The sequence below is a fragment of the Kitasatospora sp. NPDC001309 genome (genome assembly GCF_042896295.1).
Lineage (GTDB): Bacteria > Actinomycetota > Actinomycetes > Streptomycetales > Streptomycetaceae > Kitasatospora.
The window spans coordinates 26,565-39,149 of the sequence record NZ_JBIAXC010000010.1 but is presented as its reverse complement, the minus strand read 5'-3'; the positions used below and the strand labels follow the sequence as shown (position 1 = coordinate 39,149).

Genomic DNA, 12,585 nt, shown 5'->3' with positions numbered 1-12,585 from the left:
ACATTCCCCTGACACTTCACCTCACAGCTCCCCGGCTGCGCCCGGCGGTCGCGCCCCTCGCTGTACGAGCCGGGGCACGCCGTACGGCCAGCGCGGACGCGAGCCGCCCGGCTGCGCCCGCACGCCCTTGACGGATCGTCAGCACTGCGGAACGGTGACGCGCAAGTGACCGCAACCGGCGTGGTGCTGGAGGGTGTCGTGGGGCTAGATTTCGTGGGGATCGACCCTGAGACGGGGAAGGAAGGGTCGCCCATGGTGCTGCTGGACAACGACAAGCAGGAGTTGGTGATTCAGGGGTTGAAGGCGGACGACGCACTGAACGCCGAGGTCGGCGGGACGATCTGGGTGGAGGGGCACGATCCCGGTATTCCCGGTCACGAGGCCGTGATCCGCATCCCGTACCGGATGATCCCGATTCTGCGAAAGGCCTGCGATGACGCAGAGCGTGATGAGCTTCTCTGACCTGCTGGCCGCCGCCCGGTACTCGGCGGTCCACCTGGAGATGCGCGACAGCTACGGTGTCCCGGACGAGGCAGAGGCCGTCGAACGGTTCCGACTGACCGGCGAGTCCGACCTCGACCCGGAGTCGGAGTACTGGCGGGACTGGACGGCCATGCTGCGCGAGGCGACCGAACGGGGTGTGGCTGTCCGCCGGGCCCGGATCGTGTCCGAGCCGGTCACCCTCTACACGCGGTACCTGCACGCCATGACGCCGGTCAACACCGCGGCCGGCGAGGACGTCCGCTGGCTGCCGCGCCGCGACGCGTGCGACTTGGCGTTGCCCGGCGCCGACTTCTGGCTGTTCGACGACCGCGTCGTGCGGTTCAACCACTTCACCGGTGACGGCGACTGGGCCGACCCGCGCACCTCCGACACCGAGGACCCCGCCGTCGCGAAGCTCTGCGCCACCGCGTTCGAAGCGGTGTGGGAACGGGCCGTCCCGCACGAGCGGTACACCGTCTGAGCCCGCCCGCGCCGAGCAGACAGCCCATGCCCGCCTCGCCCTCATCCAGTGCCCAGGCCGCCCGCGCCGCGCTCGCCGTCCGGCTGCGCGAGCTGATGCTGGACGCCGGGATCGACGGCAAGGAGTTGTCCGCCCGGTGCGGCTGGCACCCCTCCAAGACCTCCCGGATCCTCAGCGGAAAGTCGGCGCCGTCCGAGGCCGACCTGCGCGCCTGGTGCACCGCGTGCGACTCCGCCGACCAGACCGGCGACCTGATTTCCTCGCTGCGCGCGGTGGAGCTGATGTACCTGGAGTGGCGCCGTGTGCACCGCACAGGCATGCGGCAGGTGCAGCAGGAGTCGCTGACCTTGCACCACCGGACCGCGGTGTGCCGGGCCTACGTCTCCAACGTCGTCCCCGGCTTCCTCCAGACCGCCGCCTACGCCACCGCCCTGATGCGCTCGATCACCGAGTTCCAGGGCACCCCCGACGACGTCGCCGAGGCGGTCGCCGCCCGCACCGAACGCGGCCGGCTGCTCCACGACGGCCGCCACCGGTTCGTCATCCTCATCGAGGAGACGGTGCTCCGCTACCGCATCGGCGACGCGGAGACGATGGCCAGCCAACTCGGCCACCTCCTGGCCGTGATGCCCCTGCCGTCGGTCTCCCTCGGCATCATCCCCTTCACCGCGCAGCGCAGGATCTGGCCGCTGGAGGCCTTCTACCTCTTCGACAACGACCAGGCCTGCGTAGAGACCCTGACCGCCGAGGTCACCGTGACCCAGCCCCGCGAACTCGCCGACTACCACCGCGCCTTCGCCGAGCTGGCGAAGCTGGCCGTCCACGGCGCGGCGGCCCGGGCACTCATCGCCATCGCGATCGACACCCTCGGGTGAATCCCCGCAATCACCCGCAATCGCATTGAACACGCCCGCGGTGACTCCCTACCGTCGAACCGTCGCCCGCCGTGACGGACCGGACACCCGGTTCCCGGCGGGCGCGCCGGGGCCGCTGCGCCCGCCTGACCCCCCGTCGGGTGGGCGCAGCCGTCACCGCCCGCGAGGGAGCGGAGTACCGCCATGGTCTGCCGTCCGGTGCGCACCGCACTGCGCGGATGTGCGCGTTCGCGGCCCGGCGTGGCTCGCGCGGGCCGGGCAGGCCCGCTACTCCTCCCGGCACCGGGAGGCACCATCACAGCGGCGACAAGGGAGGTCGGCATGGATCACGACGGAGGCCACGGCGGCGCGGGTTCGGGTGGCGGCGGCGGCGAGGGGGACGGGCACCCGGGCACCCCGTGGACGCCGCCGTCCGACCCGCCGTCCCCGGACGGCGGCCCCCCGCCCGGGGACGGGGGCCACCGCAAGTGACGCTCGCACCTGAGCAGGAGGACCGCCCGCCGGGGCGGTCCTTCCCCGTCGCCGACGCGTGGACGTCGGCCTTCGACGCCGTCCCGCGCTCACTGTTCCTACCGGACGTGGCCTGGGCCCACGACATGGCCACCGGGAAGAGCCGGCCCGTCGACCGGACCACCGACGAGGCGGGATGGTTGGCGGCGGCCGCCGCGGACATCCCCATCGTCACGCAGTGGGACGACGGAGAACACCGGGGCGCCGAGCCCGGCACCGTACCCACCAGCTCCGCCTCGATGCCCTCCCTGGTCGCCTCCATGCTGGACGACCTCCAGGTGGAGCCGGGGATGCGGGTGCTGGAGCAGGGCACCGGCACCGGCTGGAACGCCGCCCTGCTCGCGTACCGGCTCGGCGACGCGAATGTGACCACGGTCGAGATCGACCCCGGGATCTCCGCCCGGGCCCGTACCGCGCTCACGGGCGCCGGCTACCGGCCGACCGTCGTCCGTGCGGACGGCGAATCCGGCCACCCGCCCGGCGCCCCGTACGACCGGATCATCGCGACCTACGGGCTGCGCGAGGTCCCGCGGGCCTGGATCGAGCAGACTCGGCCCGGCGGGCTGATCCTGGCGCCGTTCGGCACCCACTACTCCAACGCCGACGCCCTGGTCCGCCTCACCGTGACCGGCGACGGCGCCGCGAGCGGCCCGTTCCTCCAGCCGGTGGAGTTCATGAAGATGCGCTCCCAGCGCCTGCGCCGGCCGCAGCACCCGCCCGGTGGCGGGAGCGTCGCCGAGTCCACCACCACCGCCGTCCTGCCGCCGCACGGCACGTTCGACCCGTTTCCGCTCGCCGCCGGCCTGCGCCTGCGCGACGTCGTCCACGCGATCCAGCCGCACGACGACGGCGCCCGCACCCTGTGGCTCTACTCCCTCACCACCCCGGCCTGGGCGGCGGCGACCTTCCGCGACGGCGAGGACGTGCACCCGGTCCGCCAGTACGGCGGCCGCCGCCTGTGGGAGGACTTCGAGCGGGCCCTCGCCTGGTGGCACGAGGAGGGCGAGCCCGGCATCGCGCGCCTCGGGCTGACCGTCACCCCCGACGGCTGGCACGCCTGGCTGGACAACCCCGGCCGGCCGATCCGGTGAGCCCGCCCGTCCGGGACCCGTCCCGGGTGATGGCGGCCGGTCCGGGGTGTCGGGGCGTGGGTCGCTCCCGTCTCCTACCGGGCGGCGGCGCAGCGCCTGAGATCGAGCTCGACGGAACGGCACAGGCTCAGCGCGTCCTGCGGGTCGTCGGCCCGGTGGCCGAACCGGCGGACGAGTATCACCGAGTCGAGGGTGAAGCCTTCGCGGGCCAGTACGAACAGCAGGGTGAGCAGGGCGGCGCGGGCGTTGCCGTCGTCGAACGGGTGGAAGAAACAGACGTCCAGGTGGGCCCGGGCCGCCCTGGCGGCCAGCGAGGGCCGGCTGTCGGTGGCCTGCGCGAGACAGGCGTCGAGGCGGGTGCCGGTGTCGGGGCCGATCCCGTAGCGCTCCTCGCCGCCCTTGGCGAAGGCGGGGCGGGTGCGCAGCGGCGGCGGCTCGGGTGTGCCCAGGACGTGCTGCTGCCAGCTGCGCAGCAGCTCGAAGTCGAGCGTGGCACCTCGCGCCGCGTCGGCCCGCACCAGCTCCAGTGCGGTGAGCAGGCCGGCGGCGCGGGCGGGGTCCACGGCGGCGTCGAAGGAGCGGAAGTCCTCCGCCGCGCTGTCGCGGGCGGAAGCCGTCGGCTCATGGTCCGCGCCGTCCGCGCCGTCCGTGCCGGCCTCGCCGTCCGGCCACGGCACGCTCTCGCGTACCGCGAGCCAGCGCTCCAGGTGGTCCGGGAGCCCGCCCGGGGCCGGCGACCAGCGGGTGTCCTGCGGGCGCAGCGGGCCGACGAGCCGTTCGGCGACCTCCTCCGCCAGGACGGTGTCCGGCGCGGTCCAGCTCTTGAACCGGCCGCCGACCGCCTGTCGCACCAGCCGTTCGGCCGCCTCGGGGGCGACGCCCCAGTAGGTGAGGAACCAGCCCAGGACCTGCCGGCAGTGCCCGTACCAGCCGCTCTCGGCGCCGGTCCGGTCGGCGACCTGCAGGATCAGGTTGCGGGCGGCGCGCTCCCACAGGATCCGGTCCGCCACCAGGGTCTCCGGGTCCAGGGGGTAGGCCTCGAACCACCGCGCGAGGTGCTCCAGCCAGTCGCGCCACTCGCACAGCGAGGCCACGACCCGGTCGAGGGTCTGCTCCGCGGTGGTGATCGAGTGCGACCCGCAGCACCAGTTCCCGACCGGCCCGCCGTCGACGTCCGCCTCGCCGACCGACCAGCGCCACCCCGCCGCCCACCGGCCGTAGTGCTCGATCAGCACGTGGGTCATGGCATCGGTCCAGGGCCTGGCCGCCTCCCGCGCCCAGTTGACTCCGATCGGATCGACGGCGGGGTCCGGTCGGGAGGGCACCCGCCGCGCCGGGCCGAGGGAGCGGACCACCTGCGCGGCCGAAGCGGGGTCGAAGGGGTGGGCGGCGGGGTCGACCTCGTCCCAGGTCAGGCCTGCGGGGTAGAGCGCGTTGGACACCGGGTCAGGGTGCCACGGGGGCCAGGGGTCCGGGCAACGCAATTTCCGCCCGCACCGCCCACACCGCCGCATCGCCCGTACCGCCCAGGGACACCCGCGAGGGCTGTGCGACCCCCGCTCCGGCCCCACCGGTTCCGGGAGGGTGGCGACGCGACCCGGTCCGTGCTGCGACACTGTCGATCATGACAGACCACAGCCCTCTCGTAATGCCCACCTTCTCCGCGACCGCCGCCGACACGCCCCTGCCCACCCAGTCCGGCGCGCGCCGGCCGCCGCTCGAGCAGGGCGCCGACTTCCGGCAGCCGCCCGGCGAGACCGCCGCAGTGCCCGCCCCGGCCCGGCGTCCGCTCGCGGTCGGCGGCCTGACCTTCTCCGACCCGGACCGCCAGATCTGACCACCCGGCCGCCTGCCGCAGGCTCCTGACCTGCGACGCTGTCCTCGACGACGGCGAGCAGGCGAGCAGGCGGGTGCCGCCGGAGCCGAGGAGTACGAACTGCGGCTGCGGATCGCACCGTGTAGTCGGGGGCGCCGTGGTTCTCACGCGGTGAGGGTGCCCAGGGCGTCCCGCGCGGCGGCGGTGGCGGCGGCCTCGGCCTCCGAGGGCGGGACGTCCTTCAAGGTGTAGCCGGAGCGGGTGGCCGCCTGGTAGTTGACGGTGATGAGCGCGTTGCGCTGGAGCACCACGAGTTCGATGCGGCCGTAACCCCACGCAACGGTGTAGAGCAGGGTCGCCTTCTCCCCGATGCCGGGGACCGACCGGTCGTCGGTGATCTTCATGGTGCCGGCGCTGGTGGCCGCCGCCGTCCGGGCGCTGCTCAACGTTTCCTGGTAGATGCTGTCGGTGCTCGGGGACAGCGTGACCAGGACCTGCAGCATGGTCAGGCCCGAGTCCTGGCTGGTCCAGCTCCCGCCCGTCACCGGTATGCCCCCGATCGGCTTCTGCTCGGTACAGGGGGCGCCCTTGGCATAGCGGGCGACCGTCTCGGGGTGCACCAGCGAGCAGCCGGCCGCTGAGGCGGTGTAGAGCGCCGCGGACGGGGACGCCGGGCCGGAGGACGCGACTGCGGCGGAAGAGTTCGCCGCGGATGAGGCGGTCGCGGTCGGCGTGACGAGGTTGGCCACCAGGCCCAGGACGAGCGCGGCGGCGCCCGCGCCGGCCGTGATGCCCCCGAGCAGCCAGGTCCACCGCCGGGCGGGCCCGCCCGGGCGCAGGTCCGCCGGGTCGGGGAGGGTGGCGGGAACGGCCTGGGCCGGAAGGGGGCTCGTGCGCGGGAGGGTGGGCAGCGGCTGGGTCGCCGGAGGGGTGTCCTCGATCTCGGCCATCTCGTACGGAACCCTTCGAAGGCTGTCAGCCGCCGGCTGACAGGTGGTAGGCGGTCAGGGTGGGCCCGTAGCCGACCAGCAGGGCCGCGTCCTGGACCAGGACCTGCGGGTCGCCGGGCTGGCGGGCGAAGGTCTGGTGCCACTGCGGGCTGCCGTCGGCGCCGGCCAGCGACTGGAGGGCGATCCCGCCCGTGTCCGTGGGCGCGGTGACGAGGACCGAGTTCCCCCAGGAGCCCCGGACGGTGGCGGCGCCCTGCGCCGACGGCCAGGTCCACGCGGTGGCCCCGGTGCGCGGGTCGGTGCCGGACACGCCGTGCGGGCCGCCGGTCGCGACCAGGGCCGCGACGTCCGCGCACCCGGTGATGGCGCCGGTGTGGGTGCCGCTCCACAGCCGGGCGCCCGTGGTGTCGAAGGCCGCCGTCGGGATCTGCCCGTCGGTGGCCGTCGTCCCGGAGACGGGCAGGCAGGTGAGCACCGCTCCACGGAGCGCGAGCGAACCCAGGTAGGAACCGGCGGACATGGTCGCCGAGGCCGGCGGCAGGCCGCTGGGCCGGCTCCACAGGGCGGTTCCGCGCCCGCCGTCCACGGCGGTCAGGGCGCGGTCCGGATCCAGGGCGTACAGGTTGGTGCCGCTCGGCGGCGCGTACAGCTCCTGGGCGTCCAGCGACCAGCGTTGGCGCCCGCTCGCGCGGTCGAGTGCCAGGAAGCGGAAGGCGCCGCCGGCGAGCAGGGCCGGATCGCCGAGGACCGTGACGACCAGCAGGCCCGCCGCGTCCATGCCCTGGACGCGGAAGGAGGTGCCCAGCGCGGCACCGCTCCACAGCCTGCGCCCCGCGGCCGCGTCGTAGCCGTGCAGGGCTCCGTCCGCCCCGGTGACCAGTAGCAGGCCCGGCAGCGGCAGGGCGAGGGCCTGCGCACCGGGGACCGGGTCGGACGAGCGCCACAGGTCGGCGCCGCTGCGCGCGTCGCGCGCCCGCACCGAGCCGTCCTGGTCCACCGACCACACCCGCCCGCCGTCGCCGACCGGGGACGCCCCCGCCTCCGAGGTGCTGGTCCACAGCACCCGTCCGTCGGAGCGGGCGTAGCCGACCGCCCCCGTGCGGTCCGCGCACACCACCGCCGCCGGGCCGCAGGCCACCGGCGCCATCCCGGCCCGGGGGAGGGGCGCCGACCAGGCCTTCGGGGGCGCCCCCGCGTTTCCCGGCCACAGCAGCCGGGTGGCCCCGCCCGCGGCGGCCGTGGCGAGCAGCGCGCCGCCGAGGACGAGCAGCCGGCGCCGGGTGCCGTTCGGATCGCTCAGCACCCGGGCCAGTTCACGCTCACGCCCGCGTACGGTCCGCTCCGCCCCGCCCATCCAGTCGGTGCCGACCGCCGGGCCGTACCGGAAGGCCTCGGCGAGCTCGGCCGGTGCGGGCCGCCGGGCCGGGTCCCGGTCCAGACAGCGCACCAGCAGCCCCGTCAGCTCCGGCGGCACCCCGTCCAGGTCCGGGGGCTCCTCGGAGGCCCGGTAGACCAGCACCGCGGGCGGCCCCTCGCCGAAGGGCGCGCGGCCGGTCGCGGCGAAGGCCAGTACGGCGCCCAGCGAGAACAGGTCGCTGGCGGGGGTGAGGGTGTGGCCCGCCGCGTGTTCGGGGGACATGAACCCGGGTGTGCCGATGATCTGGCCGCTCGCGGTGGGCAGCGCGTCGGCCGTCGGCTTGCTGATCCCGAAGTCGATGACCCTCGGGCCGTCCCGGGCGACCAGGATGTTGGAGGGTTTCAGGTCCCGGTGGATGATCCGGGCGCGGTGGACGGCCGCGAGCGCCTCCACCAGGCCCGCCCCCAGGACGTGGAGCGCGGGCCGGGCGAGCGCGCCGTGCCGCGCCACCGCCTCGTACAGCGACGGTCCGGCGACGAACTCGGTTGCCAGCCAGGGGAGTTCCGCCTCCGTGTCGGCGTCCACCACCGCCACGGTGTAGGCCCCGTTGACCGATCTGGCCGCGGCCACCTCCTGGGCGAACCTGCGCCGGAACTCCGGATCGGCCGCGTACTGCTCCTGCACGGTCTTCACCGCGACCGGGCGCCCGCTGCCGGTGGCGGCCAGGTAGACGGCGCCCATGCCGCCCGCGCCGAGTCTGCGCAGGACGCGGTACGGGCCGATGCTGCGCGCGCTCATCCGGCACCGGCTCGGAAGGCGCGCAGCGTGGTGGACGAGGCGCAGTAGAGCGTCGGGCCGTCGGCCGCGGTGGTCCACAGGCCCTCGTCGGAGGGCGGCCGGGCCACCCAGCGGACCGTACCGCGGGCGGCGTCCAGGACGGCCGTCCCGTACGGCCCGCCCTGCAGCGGGACGGCGAAGAAGCCGTCACCCGCGCTCGGAGCCCGGAAGTCCCCGCTCGCACTCGGAAGGGTCACGGCCGCCACGGTGCAGTGCCACAGCCCCCGGCCGGTCGTGACGTCCAGGCAGTAGGCCGTGCCCTGGGCCCCGGACAGCAACAGCCGGTCGCCGCCGAGCGCACAGCCGAAGACCGCCTGCGGGACCGGGGGAGCCGTCCAGCGCTGCCGCCCGGTCGCCGCCTCCACGGCCACCACCGTCCGGTTGGCGACGACCACCAGCAGGTCGCCGGCGCGCAGCAGCCGCGCGGGCACCCCCGCGCCCGCGGGTGCGAGGCCGGCGGCCTGCCAGCGGGACTCGCCGGTGCGCAGGTCCAGCGCGTGCAGGACGTCACCGTCCCGGTAGTAGCACCTGCCGTCGGCGACCAGGCCCATCGCGCTGCCGGAACCGCTGTACAGGGACTCCGAGTGGCGGGCCATCGACACCGCCAGGTTCTCGGCGACGTCGTGCTGCCACAGCACCTCGCCGCTGCCCGCGTCGGTCCCGGCGAGGAGCCCGCCGCCGGTGGCGGAGGTCTGCCGGGCCGTCACCACGGTCCGGTCGTCCGCGCCGAAGACCCGCAGGGTCATCGCGGCGTACATGTGCTGGTCGGCGGGCACGGCGAGCGGGATCCGGTGGGTTTGCGCCGAGGCGTCCAGCCACACCAGGCTCGCGAAGTCCGTGGACGTGCCGTAGAGCAGCCCGCCCTGCGCCTGGACGAACTGGACCTCCTGCTGGGACCACGCCGTACGCCCCGTCGAGGGGTCCACGCCGGTCGCGCCCGTGCCCTCGGTCCACCACACCGGCGTCGAGCCGACGAGGGACAGCTGGTGGAGGACCGTCACGCCGCTGAACGGCCGGCTCCACAGCGGGGCCGGCGCACCGGGCGAGGCCCCGGCACTGCCCGCGCCGCCCGCGCCGCCCGCGTCGGCTCCCCACGCGTCCACGGGGTCACCGACCGTCGCCGCCCCGGCCGCCGCCCGGGCCCGGCGGGTGAGTAGTAGCGGCACGCCCACGGCCGCCGCCGCGCCCGCGCCGAGCCCGGCACCGAGGCCCAACAGCCCGCGCCGGCTCAGCGACCGCCACGCCCGCACCGCCCGCGCGGGCGGATCCGCGGGCGGCGCCGCCAGGTCGATCCCGGCCTGCCGCTCCCGGGCCTCGAAGTCGGCCAGCAACCCCGGACTCAGCAGCGCCGCCGGATCGGCCGGGGCCAGCGCGGCCAGCACGGCCGCCGCCGTGGGCCGCCGACCCGGGTCCTTGTCCAGGCACGCGGCCACCAGCGGGCCCAGCGCGGCGGGCACCCCGGACAGGTCCGGCCACTCGTACACCACCCGCCGGTTGATCTGCGCGGGCTCACCGGCGCCGAAGGGGGTACGGCCGGTGAGCGCGTACACCAGCAGGCAGCCGAGCGAGAACACGTCCGAGGAGGCGAAGGTGACGGACGCGGAGACGACGCGCTCGGGGGCGATGTAGCCGGGGGTGCCGCACACCATGCCGGTCCGGGTCAGGTGGACCGCGTCGAAGGCCCGGCTGATCCCGAAGTCGATGACGCGCGGACCGTCCCGCGCGATCAGCACATTGCCCGGCTTGAGGTCACGGTGCACCACCCCCGCCGCGTGGATCGCGGCCAGCGCCTCCGCCAGCGCCGCCCCCAGCGCCCGCGCACCCGCCTCGCCCAGCGGACCGAACCGCCGCACCACCTCGCCCAGCGACGGCGCCGGCAGGTACGCCGTGGCCATCCACGGCCGCGGACCGCGCGGCTGGGCGTCCACCACGGGCGGCGTGTGGAACCCCGTCACCCGCCGGGCGGCCTCCACCTCCTGCTGGAACCGGCGCTGGAACTGCGGGTCCTCGGCGTACTCGGGCCGGATGACCTTCACCGCGAGCAGCCTCAGCCCGGGCGAGCGGGCGAGGTACACCACCCCCATCCCGCCCTCGCCCAACGGCCGCAGCAACTGATGGGGGCCCACGAACACGGCCGCCCGCGCCCCGGTGCCCTCGCTGTCACCCTTGGCAGCCACCAAGCCTCCCCCGTGCCCTCGCCGCCGTCACCAGACAGAGTGGCACGGACAGGTCATCCGGTGGACCCCTTCCGTCCATCGAAGGCCCCCCGTCCGGCGGGCGGGAGGGAATCGGCATGCGCGGGATCACTATCGGACTGACCGTCAGATTTCCGCCCCCTCACGCAACTTCGCGATCTGCGCCGCTCGGCCGGAGCCGCCGGTGACCACGTTCGACCCACTCCGCGGCCTGCGTCGGCAGGCCCTCACCCGCGCGAGCCACCCGGCACCGCCCGGCACCCGCTGACGGGCGCCGGGCGGTGTGCTCAGCCGGCCGCGCGGTAGGCCTCGCCCATCCGGTTGGGCGTCGCCCGGTGGTAGAGACCGGTGCCGCCGCGGTCCGCGGAGAGGGTGAACCACGCGTAGCGTTCGACGAAGGGGAGCCCTTGGAGCATGGCGGTCGACTTCGTCACGAACGCGGCCTGCTGCTCCGGCGTCGGGTATCGCGGGGTGCCGCCGGAGAAGTCGATCAGGGCGTACTCGGTGAGCCAGATCGGCTTCTTGTAGCGGTCGTGGACGGCCTGGAGGTAGCTGCGCAGCTGACCGGTCGCGGCATCGGCGCGGAAGTCCGAGCCGTACCAGTGCAGGGGGATGAAGTCGACCTTGTGGTGGCGGGCGGCGGCGCCCTTCATGAACTGGTCGAGCCAGCCGCCCGCGACGTCGCCGCCGCCCGCCACCGCGGGCGCCCCCAGGCGCATCCCGGTCGACTGGAGCCGGGGCCACAGGTCGAGGGCCTGGGAGACGCTCATGGAGGCCTGGCCCCGCAGGTCGGGCTCGTTGAACCCGAGCAGGGTCGTGCCCTCCTTCCGGGCCGTCGCGAGCTGCGCGTCGGTCACCGAGCCCGCGCCCCAGATCATGGGGACGAACTCGACGCCGGCCGGCGGCCTGATCTGCTGCCGGTCCGAGGCCCAGGTGTAGAACCAGCCCACCCTGGCGTCGGCCATGGCCTTGGTGACGTCGGTGAAGTTCCAGGCGCTCACGCCCTTCTTCTTCGCCGGGGCGGCGGACGCGTCGCCCGTGGTGCCGACCGTGAGGCAGGTCAGCACGGCGAGCAGGGCGGCGAACAGACGTGTTCGACGTGGCAAGGCGTTCCTCTCCTTCGATCAGGCGGTCGTGCCGGGGCTCTCATCCGGCCGGGGCGCTCATCCGGCCGGGGCGCTCACGCGGCCGGGGCGCTCACGCGGAGGGCCCGAAGGTGACGGTGAAGCCGCTGCAACGGCTGCACTGCTGCATCACCTTGTTGCCCGGGACCTGGTCCTGCTTGGACCACGTGTAGGCCTTGGGGCACTTCGCGCTGAGCGCGCGGCTGTAGTCGCTCTGGGTGTCGCGGCTGGGGTTGGTGCACAGCAGCGGCTTGCCGTCCGGCCCGCGCGTCAGGTCGGCGGGCGGGCAGGAGGGCAGCAGGTCCTTCGCGCAGCCCCTGGTGTCGCAGCCCCCGCCCGCCGGGATCGAGGCGTTCACCGGGGTGATCGTGACCGGCAGCGAGAACGCGTTCACGTAGCTCACGTCGTACCAGGGGGCGGCGCCGTCCTTGGCGTCGAAGTTGAACTCGGCGAGGCTGGCGGGCTGTTCGCCCGTCGTGCAGTGGTCGGCGAACGGGCCGCAGTCGCCCACCCGGCAGTGGAAGCCGTTGCCGGAGGCCCCGCCGCAGTCCTGGCGGGCGAAGAACTTCCCCCGCCAGTGGAACGGGGCGGTGGTCTCGGGGATCGTCACCGTCGCCGACTGCCCGGGAGCCAGGACCGGCAGCCGGCTGAACTGCTTCGACCCGTCGGCGTTGACGCCGCTTCCGATCCACAGCCGCTGCGACGAGTGGTTCACGAAGGTCACCGTGTGGTTGACCGCCGCGACCGAGGCGGGCCCGGTGCGGGCCGGCGCCGCCGCGCCCGCACCGGGCAGCACCACGGTCAGGGTGGCGGCCGCCGCCGCGACGAACAGCCTGGTCAGGAACCTTCGCATGACGTCTCCGTTC

At 74.9% G+C, this 12,585-nt stretch carries 12 protein-coding genes; 6 read left to right on the top strand and 6 right to left on the bottom strand.

Annotated features, from left to right (window positions below; translation table 11 throughout):
- The first annotated feature begins 252 nt into the window (after positions 1-252).
- The 5 genes from ACFY2K_RS12985 (at position 253) to ACFY2K_RS12965 (ending at position 3,440) form a co-directional block, all read left to right on the top strand.
- Positions 253-462: a hypothetical protein gene (locus ACFY2K_RS12985; protein ID WP_380641490.1), complete on the top strand. Its 210-nt coding sequence runs from the start codon at positions 253-255 to the stop codon at positions 460-462.
- Complete coding sequence (locus ACFY2K_RS12980; protein ID WP_380529014.1) at positions 434-964, top strand: DUF6879 family protein; 531 nt, start codon at positions 434-436, stop codon at positions 962-964. The genes ACFY2K_RS12985 and ACFY2K_RS12980 overlap by 29 nt, the downstream gene beginning before the upstream one ends.
- A gap of 26 nt (positions 965-990) precedes the next feature.
- Complete coding sequence (locus ACFY2K_RS12975) at positions 991-1,839, top strand: helix-turn-helix domain-containing protein (protein WP_380641492.1); 849 nt, start codon at positions 991-993, stop codon at positions 1,837-1,839.
- 321 nt (positions 1,840-2,160) lie between these two features.
- A complete protein-coding gene (locus tag ACFY2K_RS12970) occupies positions 2,161-2,310 on the top strand; it encodes a hypothetical protein (RefSeq protein WP_387711257.1) in 150 nt (49 codons plus the stop codon).
- Positions 2,307-3,440, top strand: a complete 1,134-nt coding sequence (locus ACFY2K_RS12965) for a methyltransferase domain-containing protein (RefSeq protein WP_387711255.1) — start codon at positions 2,307-2,309, stop codon at positions 3,438-3,440. Before ACFY2K_RS12970 ends, ACFY2K_RS12965 begins: the two co-directional genes overlap by 4 nt.
- A gap of 74 nt (positions 3,441-3,514) precedes the next feature.
- Here ACFY2K_RS12965 and ACFY2K_RS12960 read toward each other — a convergent pair whose 3' ends face one another.
- Complete coding sequence (locus ACFY2K_RS12960) at positions 3,515-4,882, bottom strand: Fic family protein (RefSeq protein ID WP_387711253.1); 1,368 nt, start codon at positions 4,880-4,882, stop codon at positions 3,515-3,517.
- A 182-nt stretch (positions 4,883-5,064) separates the two neighbouring features.
- On the opposite strand from ACFY2K_RS12960, the gene ACFY2K_RS12955 reads away from it, so the two are divergent.
- A complete protein-coding gene (locus tag ACFY2K_RS12955; protein WP_380401193.1) occupies positions 5,065-5,277 on the top strand; it encodes a hypothetical protein in 213 nt (70 codons plus the stop codon).
- Positions 5,278-5,420: 143 nt separating this feature from the next.
- On the opposite strand, the gene ACFY2K_RS12950 is transcribed toward ACFY2K_RS12955, so the two are convergent.
- The 5 genes from ACFY2K_RS12950 to ACFY2K_RS12930 all read right to left on the bottom strand — a co-directional run bounded on the left by ACFY2K_RS12950 (position 5,421) and on the right by ACFY2K_RS12930 (position 12,572).
- Positions 5,421-6,206 (bottom strand): hypothetical protein, encoded by a 786-nt coding sequence (locus ACFY2K_RS12950; RefSeq protein ID WP_380587383.1) that lies wholly within the window; start codon positions 6,204-6,206, stop codon positions 5,421-5,423.
- A gap of 25 nt (positions 6,207-6,231) precedes the next feature.
- A complete protein-coding gene (locus ACFY2K_RS12945) occupies positions 6,232-8,361 on the bottom strand; it encodes a protein kinase (RefSeq protein WP_387711251.1) in 2,130 nt (709 codons plus the stop codon).
- The gene (locus tag ACFY2K_RS12940) at positions 8,358-10,577 is read right to left on the bottom strand and encodes a PQQ-binding-like beta-propeller repeat protein (RefSeq protein ID WP_387711249.1); all 2,220 of its coding nucleotides are present in this window, start codon (positions 10,575-10,577) and stop codon (positions 8,358-8,360) included. Before ACFY2K_RS12940 ends, ACFY2K_RS12945 begins: the two co-directional genes overlap by 4 nt.
- A gap of 305 nt (positions 10,578-10,882) precedes the next feature.
- Positions 10,883-11,701, bottom strand: coding sequence for a glycoside hydrolase family protein (locus ACFY2K_RS12935; RefSeq protein WP_375896396.1), 819 nt, complete (start codon positions 11,699-11,701; stop codon positions 10,883-10,885).
- Positions 11,702-11,792: 91 nt separating this feature from the next.
- The gene (locus tag ACFY2K_RS12930) at positions 11,793-12,572 is read right to left on the bottom strand and encodes a thaumatin family protein (RefSeq protein ID WP_387711247.1); all 780 of its coding nucleotides are present in this window, start codon (positions 12,570-12,572) and stop codon (positions 11,793-11,795) included.
- Positions 12,573-12,585: the final 13 nt, after the last annotated feature.